The sequence below is a fragment of the Arthrobacter sp. zg-Y1116 genome (genome assembly GCF_024385485.1).
Taxonomy (GTDB): Bacteria; Actinomycetota; Actinomycetes; order Actinomycetales; family Micrococcaceae; genus Arthrobacter_B.
The window spans coordinates 842,872-861,443 of sequence record NZ_JANFLR010000002.1 but is presented as its reverse complement, the minus strand read 5'-3'; the positions used below and the strand labels follow the sequence as shown (position 1 = coordinate 861,443).

Below are 18,572 nucleotides of genomic sequence, written 5' to 3'. Positions count from 1 at the left end.
CGGCTAGATGTAAATGGCCGGATCGATGTACTCGGCCGGGTCCACCGCGGGCTGGGTCATCTTGGTGTCCCGATGCCGCCACTTGGCCGGGATGCCGGTGATGATCGAATCCGCCGGGGCATCCTTGACCACCACGGCGTTGGCTCCCACCGCGCTGTTCGCACCTATGGTCACCGGCCCCAGGATCTTCGCTCCCGCACCTACGGTGACCCCGTCGCAGATGGTCGGGTGGCGCTTGACCTTGGCCAGCGAACGGCCGCCCAGGGTCACCCCGTGGTAAAGCATGACGTCATTGCCGATCTCCGCTGTCTCGCCGATGACCACCCCCATGCCGTGGTCGATAAAGAACCGGCGGCCGATGGTCGCTCCGGGGTGGATCTCGATGCCGGTGGTAAAACGGGTCACCTGCGAGAGCACGCGCGCCGGGAACCGCAGCGGGGGCCGGGCCCACATGCGGTGCGTCAGCCGGTGCATCCATATGGCATGCAGGCCGGAGTAGACAACGAGGTTTTCGAGCGAGCCTCTGGCCGCCGGATCGTGTGATGCGGCGGCGTCGAGGTCTTCGCGCAGTCGGGCTAACAGACTCACAGAGAACTTTCTGCTCGGATGATCCGCCCCGCAGGGACGGAACGCGGACTAACCGCGGATGTCGTCGTACAGGACCGTAGAGATGTAACGTTCTCCGAAGTCGCAGACGGTGGCAACAATCAGCTTACCGGCGTTCTCTTCGCGCTTGGCGAGTTCCAGCGCAGCCCAGACGATGGCACCGGAGGAGATACCGCCGAGGATGCCCTCCTGGGTGCCCAGTGCGCGGGCCGTGGCTACGGAATCCTCGATGGAGGCGTCAAAGACCTCGTCATAGACGGTGGTGTCCAGGATCTCGGGGACGAAGTTGGCACCGATGCCCTGGATCTTGTGGGGGCCGGGGGATCCGCCGTTGAGGATGGCGGAGTCCTTGGGCTCTACCGCCACAATCTTCACGTCCGGCTTGCGTTCCTTCAGGACCTGCCCGACGCCGGTGATGGTGCCGCCGGTGCCGATGCCGGCCACGAAGATGTCCACCTTTCCATCGGTGTCGGCCCAGATTTCCTCGGCGGTGGTGGCGCGGTGTACGGCCGGGTTCGCTTCATTGGCGAACTGCTGCGCCCAGATGGCGTTTTCGGTGGTGGCCACGATTTCCTTGGCCTTGTCCACTGCTCCGCGCATGCCCTCGGCGCCGGGGGTGAGGACAATCTCCGCACCGTAGGCACGGAGCATCACGCGGCGCTCCGTGGACATGGTTTCGGGCATAGTGAGGATCACCTTGTAGCCGCGGGCAGCGCCCACCATGGCCAGGGCGATACCGGTATTGCCGGAGGTGCCCTCCACGATGGTGCCGCCGGGCTGAAGCGCGCCCGCCTTCTCGGCGGCGTCGACGATGGCCACGCCGATCCGGTCCTTGACGCTGTTGGCCGGGTTGTAGAACTCCAGCTTCACCGCCACCTGGGCGGGAAGCCCCTCGGCGAGCCGGTTCAGGCGGACCAGCGGGGTACCGCCTACGAGCTGGGTTACATCGTCATAAATACGAGCCATGGTTTCCTCTATTCCTTCAACGTTCCTTCAAAAAGCCGGACTCAACAAAGCCGGACTCAGTTATGCCCGTTCCAGCCTATCGGCGCGGCCGGACAGCCTTAGTCCTGAAGCCATTCGGAGTAATACTTGCGGGCCTTGGCCAGCTTCGGATTGATGATCACCTGACAGTAACCCTGGCCGGGGTGCTTGGCGTAGAAGTCCTGGTGGAAATCCTCCGCCGGGTAAAACCGGGGAAGGGGCACGATCTCGGTGACGATCGGGTCCTTCCAGTTCTCCCGGGCACGCTCAAGCGCAGCTTCGAATTCCTTGCGCTGATCCTCGTCCCGGTAGAACATCGAGGACCGGTACTGGGTGCCGACGTCGTAGCCCTGTTGGTTCAGGGTGGTGGGGTCATGCTGCGAAAAGAACATGTCCAGGATGACTTCCGGAGGGATCATGTCCTCGTCAAAGGTCACGGCCACTACTTCTGCGTGTCCGGTGATCCCGGCGCTCACGCTGTCATAGTCCGGGTTGTCCACCGCGCCCCCTGTGTAGCCGGAAACTACGTCGGTTACGCCGCGGACCTTGCGGTAAAGAGCATCGAGGCACCAAAAGCAGCCTCCGCCTAATACATACGTCTTCATGCCCTTAACAAGGCATCAGGTCCCGCTTTGATTCCCGATGTCCGGTAACCGGGTGCGGCGGTGTTCGTTCCGTCACGGCAGGCGCGGCGGAATTGAGCACGGCAACGGCAGCGGGTAGAACTAAAGTCATGGAAGCGGATCACCCCCACGAGCGCGCCGGCGCGGACACTGAACCTGACCAGGCCACCGGCGGCAGCGACACACCCACCCTTGGCGACGTACTCCTGGCAGCCGAAGAGCTCTGGCCCGAATCACTGGCCGAGGACTGGGACGCGCCCGGCCTGGTTGCAGGCCGCGGCGACCGGGAGGTCCGGCGGATCCTGTTCGCGGTTGATCCCACCCGTGAGGTCATCGACGAGGCCCTTGAATGGGGAGCGGATCTGCTCGTCACCCATCACCCCCTGCTGCTGAAACCGGTGAACTCCGTAGCTGCCAATTCGTTCAAGGGCGATGTCGTGCACCGGCTGATCGAGGGCGGCTGCGCACTGTTGACGGTGCATACCAACGGCGACAGCGCCGTCGGCGGCGTGTCCGACGTGCTCGCAGATGCCTTCGGGCTCCGGAACGTCAGCCCGCTGGTTCCCGCCGCGGAAGGCCTGCCCGAAGAGGGAATCGGCCGGGTCGGGGATCTTCCCGAGATGCTGTCGCTTGCGGACTTCGCCGAGCGCGTCTTCAGCCTCCTGCCCGCCGTCGCCGGCGGCGTCCGCGTGGCGGGCGACCCGCAGGGCATGGTCCGCCGGGTGGCCGTCTGCGGCGGAGCCGGCGACAGCCTGTTCGACGCCGTCCGTGCCCAGCGTGCCGACGTCTACGTCACCGCGGACCTGCGCCACCATCCGGCGTCGGAACTGCGGGAGCGTGCCTCTGCCGGAAACGGCCGTCCGTACCTCATGGACGTCTCCCACTTCGGCAGCGAATGGCTGTGGCTGACGCCGGCCGCGAACGCCCTCGAAAATGTCCTGACGGACCAGGGCTTCGCCGCTGACGTGCGCGTCAGCGGCGTGAACACGGATCCGTGGGACTTCGTGCTGACGCCGTAGGCTGAAGTGATCCCCGGCGGTGGCATAGGCTTAGGAGAGCCGGGCCAGGCAGGCCCGGATATACACGGAGGTAACCGGTGGCAAAAGCATCGCCCGCGGAGCAGCTGAGGCTGCTGGATCTGCAGGCCCTGGACAGCAGGATCAAGTCCCTGCGCAATCAGGCCCGCAACGTTAGCAACAATCCCGAGATCGCGTCCCTGGCCGGTGCCGTCGCCGCAGCTGAAAGCGCACGCGTGGCAGCCGGCACGGAAGTGGCCGACATCGAACGTGAGCTCACCCGCGCCGAAGCGGACGTAGCGTCCGTTGTCGCACGGATGGCCCGTGACCAGCAGCACCTGGACAGCGGCAAGGGCGGCTCCAAGGAGCTCACGGCGCTGCAGGCGGAAATCGTATCCCTCGAACGCCGCCGGTCCGACCTTGAAGACGTCGAACTCGACGTGATGGAACGGCTCGAGGCTGCCCGCACCCGCGAAGCCGAAGCCGGTGAAGCACTGACATCCCTGCACGGGAAGCGCCGGGAACTGGAGGAGAAGCGCGACGCCGAACTCGCCGTCATTGCTGCCGACAGCTCCGACGCCGAAGCCCGCCGTGCAGAGCTGGCCGACAGCTTCGATACCGCGCTGCTTGCCGTCTACGAAAAGACCTTGTCAAAGCACGGCATCGGCGCCGCCCGGCTCTTCCACGGCACCTCCGAGGGCTCGGGCATGCAGCTGAGCCCCGGTGACCTTGCTGACATCCGCAAGGCTGCCGAAGACGAGATTGTGTTCTGCCCGGATTCGGGCTGCATCCTGGTCCGCTCTGCCGAGTGGGGCAGCTAAGCGGTGACATTGTTTGACCCGGAGCCTGACTCCGGCGAGGAACCCCGCCGTGCCTCCGCCGGCAGCTCCCGGCGGACCCTGATCGTGGAAGCCGACGGGGGGTCGCGGGGCAATCCGGGTATTGCCGGTTACGGTGCGCTGGTCCGCGATCCTGACACCGGCCGCATCCTGGCTGAAAAAGCCGAATACGTGGGCCGGGTGTCCAATAACGTTGCCGAGTATTCAGGCCTTATCGCCGCCCTGGAGCTGGCGCACAGCATCGACCCGGACTGCTGGATCCTGGCGAAGATGGATTCCAAGCTCGTGGTCGAGCAGATGAGCGGCCGCTGGAAGATCAAGCATGCCGACATGCAGAAGCTTGCGGCGAAAGCACGTTCCATCGTCAATCCGCAGCGGGTGAAATACCAGTGGATTCCGCGGGAACTGAACAAGGACGCGGACCGGTTGTCCAATGAGGCAATGGATGCCGGCACGGCCGGCATTCCGTGGAAGCCGCGCGCCGGTGCGGATACCAAGGCAGCCGCCGCCGCGGCGGTACTCGAAGCGGCGTCGTCTCCTGCTCCTGCGGCCGCCCCCACGGGACGGCTGCATCACACGGAGATCTGGGTCAACGACTTCGCTGCGGCGGAAAAGTCGCTGGGCTGGCTGCTGGAACGGGTGGGCTACGTCCGGAAGGACACCTGGACCACCGGTGCGAGCTGGCAGGGCGCCGAGGGCTACATCGTGCTCGAGGAAGGCCCCGACGTTGAACGCGGTCCCTATTCCCGGAAGCGGCCCGGACTGAACCACCTCGCGTTCTGCGCCGGTTCGGAGGCCGACGTCGAACTCCTGGCACGGCGTGCGGCCAGCCACGGCTGGACCCTGATGTTCGCGGACCGGCATCCCCACGCCGGGGGAGCGGAGCACTACGCCGCCTACCTGGAAAACGAAGAGGGTTTCGAAGTGGAACTGGTGGCCGGGTAGGGCGCTATCCGGCCAGGATGAGGTTGAGCTGGTACGGCTTCCGGCCTGCCGGGGGCACCAGCTCGGCCTCCCACTTTTCCTGTGCAGCAGCCAGCAGGTCCTGCGGCGTCGCCGGCTCCGTGCCGGTGCGCAGGAGCAGATGGCGGGCCAGCTCACCGCGGGTGTGCTTGGCGAAATGCGAAACCACTTTGCGTTGGCCGTCGCGGACGGTAAATACGTTAACCGCCGCCGTGCGCTGCGGATCCGGCACCCAAGCCGCGGCATAGGTGCTGGAGCGGCAGTCCACCACCAGTGAATCCCCGGCGTACTCGTCCAGCGGACCGGTCAGGTGCTGCTTCCAGAAGGCGGCAAGGCGCCCGGTCTCCGGAAGCCGCACTGACATCGAGAGCCGGTAGGCCGGAATCGGATCCGCAAAGCCGAGGGCACCCCACAGGGCGGACATCACCAGCACGGCATCGTCCGCACGCCGCTGCACCGCCGGCGGGAGCGAGGCGTAGCCCAGCGCGTCGTACAACACACCCGTGTAGACCTGGTGCGCGGGCGCGCAGGGCTCGGTGTCCAAGGCGGTATTGCGCCGTACTTCCGGGGCCAGGGTTGCCCCCACCCCCAAGACAGCCAGGGCATTATCGGAGCCGCTGGCTCCGGCCAGGGCCTTGAGTACCAGCGAGCGGGGTTCGGAAAGCAACGGGAAATGCAGCCGGGACGGGTCCAGGGGCGGCCCGGACGCTGCAGGGGTTTTTCCTTCGGAGGGCGGGAGCAGAATCAGCACCGGTTAATCCTACGCGAGCCGGCCGGCGCAGGTCCGGACCGGGCAGCGACTCCGGGACGGTAGAGTTGACTGTGGACGGGTTGGCCAGGCAATCGCGTCGGCGCGGATTCCTTCGAGGAAACCGCAGCCGCCGAGGAAAGTCCGGGCTCCGCAGGGCAGGGTGGTGGGTAACGCCCACTCGGGGAAACCCGCAGGCCAGTGCCACAGAAAAGAAACCGCCGGCTAAAGCTGCTTTGCAGCCTGAGCAGGTAAGGGTGAAAAGGCGGTGTAAGAGACCACCAGCGTCCCGGGTGACCGGGACGGCTAGGTAAACCCCACCCGGAGCAAGGCCATACAGGACACGTTTGAGGGCTGCCCGCCCGATGTGTCCGGGTAGGCCGCTTGAGGCAGCCGGCAACGGCGGCCCTAGATGGATGATTGCCGCTCCCGGTCCGGTAACGGTCCGGGCGTACAAAACCCGGCTTATCGGCCAACCCGTCCACATACTTCCGCAGAACGGCTGCGGCCGCTTGCAGCAGCCAAAGATTTGCGCATCGTTGGCAAAGCTTTCGTGCAATATTCCTTTTCCGGCACGTTGACTCGTTTTATTCAACCGGTGCTGGGCTAGTCTGTGGCAATGTCCCACACGGAGGCGGCAAGGAAGCCCCTGGTTCTGCGAAATGCGAATTTCCGACGGCTGTGGATCTCTTCAACCGCCGGAATATTCGGCACTGCCGTAACCAGCGTGGCCCTGCCGGTGATAGCGGTGACGGAATTGGACGCCTCGAACTCCACGGTTGCCGTCCTTTCCGGTATGACCTTTCTTCCCTGGCTCCTGTTCGCGCTGCCTATCGGCGTGCTCGTGGACAGGCACCGCCGCCGCCCGCTGATAGTGGTTTCGCTTGCCGTACGGACACTGCTGCTGGCCAGCCTGCCGGTGGCCTGGTGGCTGGGGGCGCTCACGGTTACCCAGTTATTCGCGGTGTCTTTCGGCGCAGGACTCGCAGCAGTGTTCTTTACCCTTGCCGAGCAGGCACTCGTGCCTGCTGCGGTGGACCGCGAGGAACTGGTGGAGGGCAACGGGCTCATGACGGGTTCCGGTGCCCTTGGCGACGCCGGCGGCCGGGCCGTGGGCGGCTGGGTCACGGATGCCTGGGGGGCATCCAATGCTTTGCTGCTGCAGGTCGCCGCGTCCTTTGCCTCCCTGACGGCGATTCTCCGGCTTGACGTTGCCGAGGCCCGTCCCGACCGCCCGAAGGACCGGAGGGTTTTCCGGGACATGGGGGAGGGACTGCGCTACACCTTCAGTACCGTGCCCCTGCGCGTGCTGCTCATCACCGGCGCGCTCTGGAACCTCGGCGGCAACATCGTGGTGTCGCTGCTGGTCCTGCTGGTGATCCGTTCCCTCGGAGAGTCTCCGGGCATGCTGGGCCTCCTGACGGCAGCTACGGCGGTGGGGGGAACCATCGGCGGCTTGTCCACCAAGTGGATCACCGGCCGTCTCGGCTCCGGGCGGGTGTGGCGGTATTCGATGTTCCCGGTAGTAGGCGGATACGCGACCCTGCTGTTCATCTCTCCGGGCTGGGGAATGACTGCCGGCTTTGTCGGACTCTTCATCGCGGGCTTTTCCATTGCCTTGAACATTGTCGTCTCCACGACCTTCCGCCAGCGGGTCTGCCCGCCGCAGATGCTCGGCCGTCTCGGGTCCGCCCAGCGGATGGTGACCTGGGGCATGCTCGCCGTCGCGGCATTTGCCGCCGGGCTGCTGGTCGAGGTGATGGATATCCGGGGAGGGATCCTGACCGGGATCCTGGTAGCCGCGCTTGCCCCGTTGGCCGCTGTCTTCGGCCCGCTGCGCCGGGTAAGGGATCTTGCGGACCTGGAACCTCCACGAGCGGAAGGTCCGGCAGGCGACCGTGCCGAAAGCGGCCTGCAGACCTCCTGAATGTGACTGATCTCTCAGCCGTGGGTCCGGCGGGGTTGATGTGTCCTAATACACTGGTAGGGATTACCGCCCAACCGGCACAACGCAGTGCCGGCTGAGAAAAGGATGTGAAGTTCTGTGAGCTCCAATTCGGATACGTGCCTTGATGCCTGGATGGATCGGGAGGCCCTCGCCGAGGCCATGATTCCGCTGATCGGGCGGCTCTACCGGGAAAACAGCGTGGTGACCTCGGTCTATGGGCGTCCACTCGTCAACAAGTCGGTTATCGACATCCTGAAGGCGCACCGGTTCGCCCGCCAGATCGACGAAACCGAACTCCCGGTCGCAGAGACCTACCCGTTGCTCCGGGCCCTGACCGAGCTGGAACTGGGTGCCGCGTCCGTGGACCTGGCCAGGCTGAGCAACAAGTACAAGGAGCAGGGCGGGGACCTCAACGACTTCCTGCGCGCCGAACTGGCCGACGTCGCCGGCAAGAGCGGAGCCGACGAGCGGACGAGCACCGACGTCGTCCTCTACGGCTTTGGCCGCATCGGACGGCTCCTGGCCCGGATCCTCGTGGAGAAAGCAGGCGGCGGGCAGGGCCTGCGGCTGCGCGCGATCGTAGTGCGGAAGGGCTCCGAAAACGATCTCGTGAAGCGCGCCAGCCTGCTGCGCCGGGACTCGGTCCACGGGGCCTTCAACGGCACCATCACGGTGGACGAAGAAAAAAACACCATCCTCGCCAACGGAACCCTGATCCAGGTCATTTACTCGAACGATCCGGCGACCGTGGATTACACGGCGTACGGCATCAACGATGCGGTGGTGGTGGACAACACCGGCCGCTGGCGCGATGAGGAAGGCCTGTCCCAGCACCTGGCCGCGAAGGGTGTGTCCCGGGTGCTGCTGACCGCACCGGGCAAGGGGGACCTGAAGAACATCGTGCACGGGATCAACCACGGGTCCATCACGGACGAGGACCGGATCATTACGGCTGCCTCCTGCACCACCAACGCCATCACCCCGGTGCTCAAGGTCCTCAACGACAAGTACGGCATTGTGAACGGGCACGTGGAAACGGTGCATTCCTTCACCAATGACCAGAACCTGATCGACAACTTCCACAACGGCGACCGGCGCGGGCGCTCCGCGGCGCTGAACATGGTCATCACGGAAACCGGTGCCGCGAAGGCGGTTGCCAAGGCACTGCCGGAGCTGGAAGGCAAGCTCAGCGGCAACGCGATCCGCGTACCCACCCCGGACGTGTCGATGGCCATCCTCAACCTGAACCTGGAGAGCGCCGCCACCAGGGACGAAGTGAACGCCTTCCTGCGCGAAACCTCGTTGAACTCTCCGCTGCACAAGCAGATCGACTACATCGCCTCGCCCGAGGTGGTGTCCAGCGACTTCGTGGGTTCCAAGCGCGCCGGGATCGTGGACGGTCTCGCGACCATTTCCAACGGCAAGAACCTCGTGCTGTACGTCTGGTACGACAACGAATTCGGGTACAGCTGCCAGGTGGTCCGGGTCCTGGAGGAGATGGCGCACGTCAACCCGCCGGCTTTCCCCAAGGCACAGTCGCTGGCAGCCATCGCCGGCTAAGGGCCGGCAACGCGCAGCGAGCTTAAATCACGAAGGGCCCGCAGGAGATTTCCTGCGGGCCCTTCGTGCGTTACGGGTGGTGTCGGTACAGAAGGACTCAGTGCCCGAAGGGGTCCGGGTCTACACCCGGCATCCAGGTATGGCCCGGGACGGTCCAGCCCTGCGCCTTCATCACCTTCCGCGCCTTGCGGCTCCAGCGGTCGGTAAGCCGGTCCACGTAGAGCTTGCCGTCGAGGTGGTCGTACTCGTGCTGCAGGACGCGGGCAAACCAGTCGGTCGCCTCGAACTGCACGGGCGCGCCGAACTCGTCGAAGCCGCTGATCTTCGCCCATTCGGCCCGGTTCACCGGGAAATTCTCGCCGGGTACGGAGAGGCAGCCTTCGGAGGTTTCGTCCGGATCGGGGGCGGAGCCCGGGATCTTGGACGTGATCAGGACCGGGTTGATGACGACGCCGCGGTTCGGAGCGTCGTCGTCGTTCTCATAGTCGAAGGTGAACAGGCGCAGGCCGACGCCGATCTGCGGGGCTGCGAGGCCGACGCCGTTGGCGACGTCCATCGTTTCGAACATATCGGCAACCAAGGTGCGCAGCTCGTCATTGAACTCTTCCACCTCGGCCGCCCTGCGGTGCAGTACGGGTTCTCCGTGGATGACGATGGGACGAACGGTCATTACTGTCTTTCTCTCGTGGTGTTGGTGCCGGGAACCGGGCTCAGCGGACGATGCCGCGTCCGATGACTTCCCGCATGATTTCGCTGGTGCCGCCGAAGATGGTCAGCAGGCGGGCGGCCAGGAAGGCCTGGGCCACCGGGTATTCCAGGATGTAGCCGTAGCCGCCGTGCAGCTGCAGGCAGCGGTCCGTGATGGACTTGGCCCGTTCGCTGGCCCAGAGCTTGGCCTTGGCGGCCGAGACGGCGTCGAGCTTTCCTTCATTGAACGCAAGGACGGCCGAATCGACGTAGGCTTCGGTGACTTCGACCTCGGTGAGGATGTCCGCCAGTGCAAACCGGCTGTTCTGGAAGTCGGCGATCCGGTCCCCGAAGGCGTTGCGGTTCTTGGTGTATTCCACGGTGGCTTCGTAGACCTGCCGGGCGACGGCGGAGGAGGCGACGGCGATGGCCAGCCGGCCCTGGGGAAGCTGCCCCTCGGCGTACTCCAGTCCGCGGCCGACGTCGCCCACAAGGTTGGCGGCCGGGACGTGAACATCGTCGAAGAACAGTTCAGCGGTGTCGGAGGCCTTCAGGCCCATCTTGTCGAGCTGGCGGCCGGTGCTGTAGCCCTCGGTTTTCTCCACCATGAACATGCTGAACGAATCGCGCTGTCCACGGCCGGTGCCGCCGTCCGTCCGGGCAAGGACCAGGGACGCATCGCCGCTGATGCCGTTGCCGATGAAGGTCTTCTGGCCGCTGAGGCGCCAGTCGCCGTCGTCGGTGCGGACCGCCTTGGTGCGGATGCCCCGGAGGTCGCTGCCCGCGCCGGGCTCGGTCCAGGCCACCGAGGTGACCAGATCTCCGGACACCATGCCGGGCAGCCAGTGTTCCTTCAGCTCGTCGGAGCCGTAGGCCAGCAGGTGGGGGAGGACCATGTCGTCATGCAGATGGAAGGCGAGGCCGACGGCGAGGTGGTTGGAGCGGGCAAATTCCTCGTCCATCACGGCGCGGAAGCGGTAATCCGGCATCCCGGCGCCGCCGAACTCCTCGGGAACGGCCAGACCGAGCAGGCCCTGTTCGCCGGCTGCTTTCCAGAGCCGGCGGGGCATCATGTGCGCCGCATCCCATTCCGGGTATCCGGCGGCGACTTCGCGGGCATCGAATTCCCGGACGACTTCCCGGAACAGCTCATGGTCCTCTTCGAACAGTCTGCGCTCCAAGGCGGCGCCTCCTCATTGATAAGCCACGCATAGGCGTATGGGGTTCAGTGCGGGCCATTGCCCACGGGCGCCGTGCATTAGGCACTGCACCGCTAACAGTGAAACACAAACATAAAAGGCCGCCCCGGACTAATCCGAGGCGGCCTTTCGAAGCTGGAACCGCCAGCCTCATTGGGGTGAGTAACGGGGGTTGAACCCGCGACCTCCTGGACCACAACCAGGCGCTCTGCCAACTGAGCTATACCCACCATGTGCCTCAAACGTTCATCCGCGAAGTCCAGGCGAGTGGTCTTGCGGACTCATTTATCTGAGGCAGCGGAATCAAGCTTACACGGTTTTTGGAGTGCTTTTGACACGTCCGGCGCCGAGCAGCACTTTTGTGATGGAGCTAACTCGAAATTCCTGCGGCAATCTTCTTCGCAGTGGCGGAATCCGGCCCCGGCGCGGGGACGAAAACAGCCTCGCGGTAGTAGCGCAGCTCATTGATGGAATCGCGGATATCACCGAGGGCGCGGTGGCCGCCGTTCTTCGCCGGCGCCTGGAAGTAGGCCCTCGGATACCAGCGGCGGGCCAGCTCCTTGATGGTGGATACATCGATGATCCGGTAGTGCAGGTAATCGATCACTTCGGGCATGTCGCGGGCCAGGAACATCTTGTCCGTCCCCACGGAGTTGCCGGCGAGCTGCGCTTTCTTGGGCTCGGGCACCCACTTGGTGATGTATTCGACGACGGCGGCCTCGGCCTCGGCCATGGTGATGCCGTTGGGCAGTTCGTCGAGGAGCTTGGAGGTGGTGTGCATCTGGCGCACAAAGTCACCCATCTGCGCCAGCGAGGCGTCATCTGGCTTGATGACCACGTCCACGCCGTCGCCGAGGATGTTCAGCTCGGAGTCCGTGACGAGGACGGCCACTTCGATCAGGGCGTCGTTCTTGATGTCCAGACCGGTCATTTCGCAGTCGATCCAGACCATACGTTCATTTGTTATTGGCACTCCTCCAATGTACCGCTTTCGACCACCTGGTCCCTGGAAAGGGTCCGGAGGCTAAAGGCTGGAGTGGCTGCGCTGGCGCCGGTCCGGAAGGGCGTTGTCAGCGGTGGCGTAGCTTGCCGGCACGCCGGACAGGTAGGGCTGCAGGGGAATCTGGCCGGTGTCGGGCGGTCCGAAGGTGCGGGTCCAGCGGCTCGGTTCGGCGGGCATCAACACCGGGGCGGCGGCAGCACGCCGTCCGTGCGGCGCGTTTCGGGCCCGGTCTGCGGAGCGGGGACGGGCATGCGCAGCGGCGGCTCCAGCGGATGGGGGAGATGCAACTGCAGCCGTGGGCGGGGCGGGCGCGGGAACGATTGCCGGAGCCGCCGGAGCACGCACCGCCGGAGCCGGCAGGGCCTGAGCGGGAACTGCGGAGGCCGCCGCCGTCGTCGTACGCGGCGGAGCGAAGAGCCAGCTGAGCCCGAAGGCGAGGAACAGCAGCGCCGACGCGGCGGTCACGGTCCCCCAAGGCACCTCGACCCACAGCATGGCGACGACGGCAACGGCAGTGAGGAAGACACCCCACGCCAGCAGTTCCGGACTGCGTCCCTGCGGTAGTGCGGGCCGCGCTGCCGCAACCCGGATCCTTACGGGTTTGTTTATCTTTGTTGCCCGGTGGCGCCCCACAGCCAATACCGCCTTGCCTCGTTTGTCACAACAGAAACACCAGTGTAAGCGACAGTGGTCCGGCTCACAGGATTGACGGCGGCCGCGTCGGCTACGACCCGGGCAAGCGCAGGGCCCGGTGCTAATATCAGCCTGTTACGGTACCCGGGCATTTTCATGCCCGCATTCGAAGCAGGTACCGGACCCTGACTGCCGACAGGCCCGCAGGACACAGTGTCACCCAGAGATTGGAACCACGTAGATGACCGCCCAGGTCCCCGCGACCGAGCCTTCGTCTCCTGGCACGGAGATAGCGAAAGCCGACCGCCCCAACATCGCGATCCTGCAGGGGTTCATCGGTTCCCTTTTGATCCTCTTCGGATCATTCGGCGTGGGCTGGCTGTCGCTCGATTCCGCCGCTCTCCGGAGCAATCCGCTGATTATCTGGATGCGCTTCGATCAGCCCATCGGCGCCGTGGCCGCTGTGCTGATGCTGGCAACGGGCGGGATGCTCCTGGTGCGGTCCTGGCTGCGGCTTGGCCAGCGGATGAAGGGGTGCTGGGGTCCGGAATCGCGTCCGGTGGTACTGCGCGCCGTGATCGCATGGTCGGCACCCATGTGCGTTGCCCTGCCGCTGTTCAGCCGCGATGTCTTCGCCTACATCGCCCAGGGGCTGGTGATGGTCAGCGGGTTGAACCCGTACAAGGACGGCTACTCCCAGATCTCCAACTACCTGCAGCTCGGCGCAGATGATCTCTGGGCCCAAAGCCCCACCCCTTACGGACCGGTCTTCCTCTGGATCGAGGAACTCGTGGTCCGGATTACCGGCGGCCAGCCTGAGTTCTCGATCCTGCTGTTCCGGCTGATAGCGCTGATCGGCGTCGCGCTCTGCGTCTACTACGTGCCGAAGCTGGCCGAGCTGCACGGCATCAACCCGAACCGTGCCCTCTGGCTGACCGCAGCCAACCCGCTGTTCCTGGTGAATTTCATCGCCGCAGTCCATAACGATGCCCTGATGATCGGCCTGGCACTGGCCGGACTGTATCTGGCCGCGACCAACCGGGCCCTCGCCGGCATCCTGCTGGTGACCCTGTCCATCGGCATCAAGCCGATCACCATCATTTTCCTTCCGTTTATCGGCCTGCTGTGGGCCGGAAAGAACGCGTCATGGCGGCGGAAGTTTGTCTACTGGTTCATGACTGCGGGCATTTCCCTGGGCCTGCTGTGGATCATGGGCCTGATCAACGGCTTCGGCTTCGGCTGGGTGGGCGCCCTGAGCACGCCCGGAAGTGTCTGGATCTGGTACGCCCCGGTGGGCTTCGCCGGCATGCTGGTGGCAACGCTGGGCAACGCCCTGGGACTGCCGGGCTGGACCCTGGCCGACATTGTCCACACGATCGGACGCGTGGCCTCCGTGGGGATTGTGCTGTGGCAGATGTTCGTGGGGCAGTACAGCCGCCTGATCAGGCGTCTGGCGCTGGCCTTCGCCGCCATCGTGATGCTGGCACCGATGATCCAGTCCTGGTACGTCGTGTGGCTCATCCCGCTGTTCGCCGTGACGGGCCTGCGGGATGACTGGCAGGTGAAGACGCTGTACCTGTTTGTTTCGTTCTTTATGGTCTACGCCATCAGCGACCAGCTCGATATCTGGCCCTACTTCGAGTTCAGCCTCAGCGCGGCCCGCCAGATCGCCGCCGTGATCGCGCTGGGCTTCGCCCTCTACCTGATCTTCCTGGATCCCAAGACCAAGGTCCTGTTCCGCAAAAAGCTTACGGAGCCTGCTCCGGGCGAACTGCGGACGCACTGAGGCTGTCGCCGCCGGCCCGGGTAAGGCGGATGACCCGGGCCACCGACCAGCCGAAGAGCACCAGCAGCAGGATGTTGCGGGCGGTCAGGAGCAGGGCCACGGCAATGTTCAGGTCGTTGTACAGGGCAGAGTAGAACATCGGATAGACCAGCGTGGTCAGCGCGGCAATCGCCGGCATAAGTACCCCGGGCACCTTCCACGCCTTGCCTTCCCAGGCCAGTCCGACGGCGACCACGGCGCCCAGCCACAGCATGAACTGCGGCGACCCCACCTTGTTGAACACAATGAACGCGCTCACCAGTGCCAGCGAGCCGGAGATCAGCAGGGCACGCGAATCGGCCCCGCGGCGCAGCGCCCAGATGAGCAGTCCGACGACGGCGAGGGCAGCCACCGCCAGCAGCGGCGTCATCAGCGCGGCCACGGGCTCGCCGAGGGCGCCGCGGACTTCGCGGGTGTTGATGACCTTGTCTTCGAAAATGTACGCGTCGGAGGATCCGAGGATCGCCTGCCAGAGCCCCGGCGTGGTGAACGGCGCTTCCATCTGCATGCCGCGGGCGCCCTGTTCACCGATGAAGCTCAGCAGGTGGGAAAGGCCGCCGGACAGTGCCACGGCGACGGCAATGACCGCCGATACGGCGGCACCGGTGGCCAGCAGGGTGAGGCGTTTCTTCCACGCCACGAGCACGGCGAGGATCACGGCGGCGGGCCAGACCTTGATCCAGGTAGCCAGCGACAGCAGCGCCGAGGCAAGGACGGGACGGGTGGCAAGGAAGAGCAGGCCCATAATCACCAGCGGTGCGGTAAGTCCGTCCACGCGCCCCACGGCAACCGGGCCGAGCAGTGCCGTGACGGCCAGCCACCAGTAGGCGGACGCGATGCCCTGGGTCCCGGCGCGCCGGGCAAGGACCGCGACGCCGGCCGCGTTCAGGGCGGTGAAGAGCAGGAACCAGGTGAACTGGTAGGCATCGTAGCCAAAGGCCGCTGACAGGACCATCGGTATGAGCGCCGCTATGGGATAGACCCAGCCGCCGTCAATCCCGACCCAGTAGCCGTTCTGGATTCCCGAGAACGCCCACAGCCGGTAGAAGCCCACATCACTGAGGACGTCCCCGCCCAGGATGCGGGTTGCGAGGGCGGCAAGGAAGCCCAGGTGGACTACGGCAAATACCGTCCAGAGGGTGGCGGGGCGGAGTAACCGATGATGCTGGAATGCCGATTTCCGGGTCATGCGAGGGTGGTGCTCCTTAGGTAAATCCGTTGCCGTGCCGCGTCCGTGCACAGCGATAAGGCTACCCAAGCGCGGCTCCCGGCATGCAATCCGCCGTCGGACACGGGATACTGGAGTAATGACCGACCTAACTGAAGAAGTGATTGTGGCGGATTTCGACGTTTCGGAGTGGGAACCCACGCCGTACCAGGTGGAAGGAACCAACAGCGAACTCTCCACGGTTCGGGCGGTGAAGATCTACGAGGGTGACATCACCGGGACGTCCGTCGCGGACCTGATTATGGCCGGCAACTCCGTGGGGGCCGGCTATGTGGGCTCCGAAGTCTTTGCCGGAACCATAGCGGGCCGCTCCGGAACCATGGTCATCCAGCACTGGGGGCTGGCCGAGGGGACTGCGACGGCGAGCTCCGGGCACATCATTCCAGGTTCCGGCACCGACGACCTCGCCGGCATCTCCGGCAAGGCCATCTACACGCAGGAAGAAGACGGCCAGCATCGGCTCGAGCTGCGGGTAACTTTCCCCGCTCCCCAGGCCTAGGCCCGCGGCCGGACTAGGCACCCAGCGCGGCGAACACCGTCGTCGCGAGCGAAGCGGCAATGACCAGGGCGAATCCCGCCAGCCACAGGGCGGCAGGAACCCCGGTACGCCGGAAGAGGATGTAGGCGTCGGAGCTTTCCAGGTTCCGGCGCCGGCGTGTGTGGACGCTCAGCACATTGAGCCAGTCCCGGACAGCGCCCACCAGGAGCGCGATACCGGTACACATGGCCACATAGCCCGCCACCGGCGGGGCAGCGAACCAGACCAGCAGCACCGAGACGGACGCGCAGCCGAAAGCAATCACGAACCCCTGGCCGTTTCGGATGAACAGCAGGGCGGCAACCAGGACCAGGGCGCTGAGCGACAGTGCCGCACCCGACCAGCCGCCGAGCGCTGCCAGCACCAGGACGGCACCGACCACGGCCGGAACGGGGTAGCCCCAGAAGCCGGCCCACGCCGCGGGGAAACCGCCCCTCCCCAGGGAACGCATGTCTCCTGAGTGGTCAAAGCGGAGGCGGATGCCCTTCACTACCTGCCCGGTCATCAGTGCCGCGAAGGCATGGCCGAGTTCATGGACAAATGTCACGAATAGCCCGAACCACCGCCACGTTGTCCGGGGAACGCTCAGCAGTGCGGCAGCGGCGGCAATCATCAGCAGCACCCCGGGCTCGGGTTCCACGGCCGGAACGCGGTCGAAGCCGGCCAGGACCCGCGACCACCACTCGGCGGCGACGCCCAGGGACTCATCCACGGACGGCCGCCGGTGCGGGCTTAGAGCTCGAGGACTCCGCGCAGGATGGAATCGCCGGAATGGGTGGGGTTGCCGTCAAAGGGCTCGTCCGAGATATCAACAATTGGGTACTCATCGAGGTCAAGATTAGCCGGAATGGTGAACCGGCCTTCCGTGCCCTCCATCGTCCCCAGACTGACCATGCGCTGCACGTCAGGGGCGATCAGCCAGACTTCGCGGAACCCCTGGGCATCGGATCCGCTCGCCGTGACTACCAGCTCGCGTCCGCCGTCGGAACGCTGGTCCACCTCGGCCCGACCCGTTTCCGAATAGGCAGGCAAGGGGGCCAGCTCCACCGCGGCAATAACTTCGCTGCGGTCTGCCAGGATCCGGGAGACGCCCCAGGTGCCCGCAGCTGCCAGCACCACGGCCGCAGCAGCGGCACCGAGGACCTGCGGCAGCCGACGTCGTTCGCGGCGCTTCCGGGCGGCTTCCAGCGGAACCGGCGTCGACCCTGCCGGGGGCGATTGCAGCGATGCCGGAGACGGCGCCGATCCGGTCTCGGCGTTCTTGTCAGGCGAAGACGATGCCTGCGCAGCCTCATTGGACGGAGCCGCGGGACGGGGATCGGCATCAAAGGGATCGGCGCGCACGGCATCCCCGAGTCCCAACCGGGCATGGATGGAGTCCCAGACCGACGACGGCGGACGGGGGAGCCCCTCGGGAACTGACGTGGTCCTTCCGGCGGTCACAACGCGGTGCAGCGCGGTGACCTCGGCGGTGCACTCGGCGCAGTTGTCGAGGTGCGCCGTGTCCTGTGGACCGGCCTCGCCGAGGGCGCACAGGGCCAGCGCTTCAGGTGGCAGATGCTGCATCGCTGACCTCCAATCGCTGCCGGAGTTGGACAAGGCTTCTTCGAATATGGCTCTTTACGGTACCCAACGGGAGTTTCAGTGTTTCCGATATCTGCTGATGTGTCAGGTCTTCATGAAAGGCCAGGCGGAGGATGGAACCCTGGGGTTCCCCGAGCCTGGCCAGTTCTGCATCAAGCACCACGCGGTCTGCCACGCCGTCGGGATCAGGACCGGCGGGCGGAACCGGGTTCCTGCCGGACTCCGGAACTTCCATCAGGGTTTCCGAAGAACGGCCCCGGGCAGTGGCCATGCCGACCGCCACGTTCCGTCCGATCCCTACCAGCCAGGCGGCGAGGGTGGAGCGGTCCGGTGCGTAGCTGTCCCGGTATTTCCAGGCCCGGATGAACACTTCCTGCACGGCGTCGTCGGCTGCGCCCTGATCGAGCAGCTTGCGCATCGCCAGCGCGCGGATCAGGGGCGAGAACCGACGGTAGGCCTCTGCCAGCGCCGCTTCGTCCCCTGCCGCAAAGGCATGGTCCATCGCGGCGTCGCGATCTGAGGCGCCCGTGGGCATCAGTGCCGTTCTCCTGCCGTGCGGGGCTGCGTCCGGTATGCGGCAGCTCTCTG

The 18,572-nt window shown here is 65.6% G+C and carries 19 protein-coding genes, 1 tRNA gene and 1 other RNA gene; 8 read left to right on the top strand and 13 right to left on the bottom strand.

What is annotated here, in order from left to right:
- Positions 1-3: 3 nt before the first annotated feature.
- The 3 genes from epsC to msrA all read right to left on the bottom strand — a co-directional run bounded on the left by epsC (position 4) and on the right by msrA (position 2,195).
- Complete coding sequence (epsC, locus tag NNX34_RS10795) at positions 4-588, bottom strand: serine O-acetyltransferase EpsC (RefSeq protein ID WP_255766495.1); 585 nt, start codon at positions 586-588, stop codon at positions 4-6.
- Between the two features lie 48 nt (positions 589-636).
- The gene (gene cysK, locus NNX34_RS10790; protein WP_227923738.1) at positions 637-1,572 is read right to left on the bottom strand and encodes a cysteine synthase A; all 936 of its coding nucleotides are present in this window, start codon (positions 1,570-1,572) and stop codon (positions 637-639) included.
- Positions 1,573-1,670: 98 nt separating this feature from the next.
- A complete protein-coding gene (msrA, locus tag NNX34_RS10785; RefSeq protein WP_255766492.1) occupies positions 1,671-2,195 on the bottom strand; it encodes a peptide-methionine (S)-S-oxide reductase MsrA in 525 nt (174 codons plus the stop codon).
- Between the two features lie 128 nt (positions 2,196-2,323).
- Between msrA and NNX34_RS10780 the strand changes: the two genes are divergently transcribed.
- The 3 genes from NNX34_RS10780 (at position 2,324) to NNX34_RS10770 (ending at position 5,013) form a co-directional block, all read left to right on the top strand.
- Positions 2,324-3,232, top strand: coding sequence for a Nif3-like dinuclear metal center hexameric protein (locus NNX34_RS10780; protein ID WP_255766491.1), 909 nt, complete (start codon positions 2,324-2,326; stop codon positions 3,230-3,232).
- 77 nt (positions 3,233-3,309) lie between these two features.
- Complete coding sequence (locus NNX34_RS10775; RefSeq protein WP_255766490.1) at positions 3,310-4,050, top strand: C4-type zinc ribbon domain-containing protein; 741 nt, start codon at positions 3,310-3,312, stop codon at positions 4,048-4,050.
- A 3-nt stretch (positions 4,051-4,053) separates the two neighbouring features.
- Positions 4,054-5,013 carry a reverse transcriptase-like protein gene (locus tag NNX34_RS10770; protein ID WP_308219728.1) on the top strand — a complete coding sequence of 320 codons (960 nt, stop codon included), beginning with the start codon at positions 4,054-4,056 and terminating at the stop codon, positions 5,011-5,013.
- Between the two features lie 4 nt (positions 5,014-5,017).
- Here the strand turns inward: NNX34_RS10770 and NNX34_RS10765 are convergent, their stop codons facing one another.
- Entirely contained in the window at positions 5,018-5,782 is a 765-nt protein-coding gene (locus tag NNX34_RS10765) for a peroxide stress protein YaaA (RefSeq protein WP_255766489.1), read from the bottom strand.
- Positions 5,783-5,858: 76 nt separating this feature from the next.
- Between NNX34_RS10765 and rnpB the strand changes: the two genes are divergently transcribed.
- The 3 genes from rnpB to NNX34_RS10750 all read left to right on the top strand — a co-directional run bounded on the left by rnpB (position 5,859) and on the right by NNX34_RS10750 (position 9,287).
- Positions 5,859-6,263: RNase P RNA component class A (gene rnpB, locus NNX34_RS10760), an RNA gene on the top strand.
- Between the two features lie 135 nt (positions 6,264-6,398).
- The gene (locus tag NNX34_RS10755; protein WP_255766487.1) at positions 6,399-7,706 is read left to right on the top strand and encodes an MFS transporter; all 1,308 of its coding nucleotides are present in this window, start codon (positions 6,399-6,401) and stop codon (positions 7,704-7,706) included.
- Positions 7,707-7,823: 117 nt separating this feature from the next.
- Positions 7,824-9,287, top strand: coding sequence for a glyceraldehyde-3-phosphate dehydrogenase (locus NNX34_RS10750; protein WP_255766486.1), 1,464 nt, complete (start codon positions 7,824-7,826; stop codon positions 9,285-9,287).
- Between the two features lie 97 nt (positions 9,288-9,384).
- On the opposite strand, the gene NNX34_RS10745 is transcribed toward NNX34_RS10750, so the two are convergent.
- The 5 genes from NNX34_RS10745 to NNX34_RS10725 all read right to left on the bottom strand — a co-directional run bounded on the left by NNX34_RS10745 (position 9,385) and on the right by NNX34_RS10725 (position 12,809).
- Positions 9,385-9,957, bottom strand: a complete 573-nt coding sequence (locus NNX34_RS10745; RefSeq protein ID WP_255766484.1) for a peptide deformylase — start codon at positions 9,955-9,957, stop codon at positions 9,385-9,387.
- Positions 9,958-9,997: 40 nt separating this feature from the next.
- The gene (locus tag NNX34_RS10740; protein ID WP_255766483.1) at positions 9,998-11,155 is read right to left on the bottom strand and encodes an acyl-CoA dehydrogenase family protein; all 1,158 of its coding nucleotides are present in this window, start codon (positions 11,153-11,155) and stop codon (positions 9,998-10,000) included.
- 172 nt (positions 11,156-11,327) lie between these two features.
- A tRNA-His gene (locus NNX34_RS10735) sits at positions 11,328-11,403 on the bottom strand.
- A 140-nt stretch (positions 11,404-11,543) separates the two neighbouring features.
- On the bottom strand, positions 11,544-12,146 hold the full coding sequence (orn, locus tag NNX34_RS10730; RefSeq protein WP_255766482.1) for an oligoribonuclease: 603 nt from the start codon (positions 12,144-12,146) through the stop codon (positions 11,544-11,546).
- Positions 12,147-12,197: 51 nt separating this feature from the next.
- Positions 12,198-12,809, bottom strand: coding sequence for a hypothetical protein (locus NNX34_RS10725; RefSeq protein ID WP_255766481.1), 612 nt, complete (start codon positions 12,807-12,809; stop codon positions 12,198-12,200).
- 241 nt (positions 12,810-13,050) lie between these two features.
- Between NNX34_RS10725 and mptB the strand changes: the two genes are divergently transcribed.
- The gene (gene mptB / locus NNX34_RS10720) at positions 13,051-14,595 is read left to right on the top strand and encodes a polyprenol phosphomannose-dependent alpha 1,6 mannosyltransferase MptB (RefSeq protein WP_255766480.1); all 1,545 of its coding nucleotides are present in this window, start codon (positions 13,051-13,053) and stop codon (positions 14,593-14,595) included.
- Here the strand turns inward: mptB and NNX34_RS10715 are convergent.
- Complete coding sequence (locus NNX34_RS10715) at positions 14,558-15,823, bottom strand: glycosyltransferase family 87 protein (protein ID WP_255766479.1); 1,266 nt, start codon at positions 15,821-15,823, stop codon at positions 14,558-14,560. The genes mptB and NNX34_RS10715 overlap by 38 nt on opposite strands.
- 118 nt (positions 15,824-15,941) lie before the next feature.
- Between NNX34_RS10715 and NNX34_RS10710 the strand changes: the two genes are divergently transcribed.
- Positions 15,942-16,361 carry a DUF3224 domain-containing protein gene (locus NNX34_RS10710; protein WP_255766478.1) on the top strand — a complete coding sequence of 140 codons (420 nt, stop codon included), beginning with the start codon at positions 15,942-15,944 and terminating at the stop codon, positions 16,359-16,361.
- Between the two features lie 13 nt (positions 16,362-16,374).
- Here the strand turns inward: NNX34_RS10710 and NNX34_RS10705 are convergent, their stop codons facing one another.
- From NNX34_RS10705 to NNX34_RS10695, 3 genes are read right to left on the bottom strand one after another with little or no spacing between them, the layout of a single operon-like run.
- On the bottom strand, positions 16,375-17,112 hold the full coding sequence (locus NNX34_RS10705) for a M50 family metallopeptidase (protein WP_255766477.1): 738 nt from the start codon (positions 17,110-17,112) through the stop codon (positions 16,375-16,377).
- A gap of 20 nt (positions 17,113-17,132) precedes the next feature.
- On the bottom strand, positions 17,133-17,966 hold the full coding sequence (locus NNX34_RS10700) for an anti-sigma factor (RefSeq protein ID WP_255766476.1): 834 nt from the start codon (positions 17,964-17,966) through the stop codon (positions 17,133-17,135).
- Positions 17,947-18,519: an RNA polymerase sigma factor gene (locus NNX34_RS10695; RefSeq protein ID WP_255766475.1), complete on the bottom strand. Its 573-nt coding sequence runs from the start codon at positions 18,517-18,519 to the stop codon at positions 17,947-17,949. The genes NNX34_RS10700 and NNX34_RS10695 overlap by 20 nt, the downstream gene beginning before the upstream one ends.
- Positions 18,520-18,572: the final 53 nt, after the last annotated feature.

Bases quoted from the DNA above. Each gene is read 5' to 3' on its own strand.
- cysK (WP_227923738.1), bottom strand. From the start codon at position 1,572: ATGGCTCGTATTTATGACGATGTAACCCAGCTCGTAGGCGGTACCCCG.
- msrA (WP_255766492.1), bottom strand. From the start codon at position 2,195: ATGAAGACGTATGTATTAGGCGGAGGCTGCTTTTGGTGCCTCGATGCT.
- NNX34_RS10780 (WP_255766491.1), top strand. From the start codon at position 2,324: ATGGAAGCGGATCACCCCCACGAGCGCGCCGGCGCGGACACTGAACCT.
- NNX34_RS10755 (WP_255766487.1), top strand. From the start codon at position 6,399: ATGTCCCACACGGAGGCGGCAAGGAAGCCCCTGGTTCTGCGAAATGCG.
- NNX34_RS10745 (WP_255766484.1), bottom strand. From the start codon at position 9,957: ATGACCGTTCGTCCCATCGTCATCCACGGAGAACCCGTACTGCACCGC.
- mptB (WP_255766480.1), top strand. From the start codon at position 13,051: ATGACCGCCCAGGTCCCCGCGACCGAGCCTTCGTCTCCTGGCACGGAG.
- NNX34_RS10715 (WP_255766479.1), bottom strand. From the start codon at position 15,823: ATGACCCGGAAATCGGCATTCCAGCATCATCGGTTACTCCGCCCCGCC.
- NNX34_RS10710 (WP_255766478.1), top strand. From the start codon at position 15,942: ATGACCGACCTAACTGAAGAAGTGATTGTGGCGGATTTCGACGTTTCG.
- NNX34_RS10700 (WP_255766476.1), bottom strand. From the start codon at position 17,966: ATGCAGCATCTGCCACCTGAAGCGCTGGCCCTGTGCGCCCTCGGCGAG.
- NNX34_RS10695 (WP_255766475.1), bottom strand. From the start codon at position 18,519: ATGCCCACGGGCGCCTCAGATCGCGACGCCGCGATGGACCATGCCTTT.